Origin of the sequence: Siminovitchia fortis (assembly GCF_003605365.2) — a bacterium.
Classification (GTDB): Bacteria; Bacillota; Bacilli; order Bacillales; family Bacillaceae_C; genus Siminovitchia; species Siminovitchia fortis.
In genome coordinates this window covers 1-543 of sequence record NZ_QYTU02000106.1, presented here as the reverse complement: position 1 = coordinate 543, position 543 = coordinate 1, and the positions used below count along the sequence as shown (strand labels likewise).

The window sequence follows — 543 nt, the reverse complement described above, 5'->3', positions numbered from 1 at the left end:
TGATTCGTTAGGTTTAGTGGAAGCGTGCTAGAGTCAATGATTTTCAACGGCATGTTTTTCCCGTTTTTAAAATGAATCCCTTTTATTTTGCACACAAGATCCAAGAATAAATGGGAAAGGATAGCTGGATTGATTTCATTGTTCTTCCTTGATAACTGCGATGGACTAATCGATTCAAACCCCAATATTTTCTGAAGCTCATCATCTATTAGTGCATCGCTCATTTCTTCTAGGCTATCGAATTTTTGCAGCTGCGCAAGTAAAAGTAGCTTTATATATGCTTCCGTTGTAAGTTTTTTTGTGTAGGAATCTTGCTTATTCTTTTCAACTTGCTCCATTAGTTTTTTCGTATTTATAGGTGAAACCCATTTACCAAATGATGATTTTCGTGTATTCTTGTCCATATCGGTTATCCTTTACTATTGGATTTGGACAGGAACCACCTGTACTTCCATTGTAAAGGATTTTTTGTTGTATGAACAATTTACTTTTGAACATTCCCAGTATTTTGAACCATATGAATTAATTAATGCAACGCTAGTG

At 34.8% G+C, this 543-nt stretch carries 1 protein-coding gene; it reads right to left on the bottom strand.

Going from position 1 to position 543, the window contains the following annotated elements; translation table 11 throughout:
• A partial coding sequence (locus D4N35_RS17865; protein ID WP_120076053.1) for a DUF4372 domain-containing protein occupies nucleotides 1-404 on the bottom strand: 404 nt, incomplete at its 3' end.
• Between the last annotated feature and the right edge of the window lie 139 nt (nucleotides 405-543).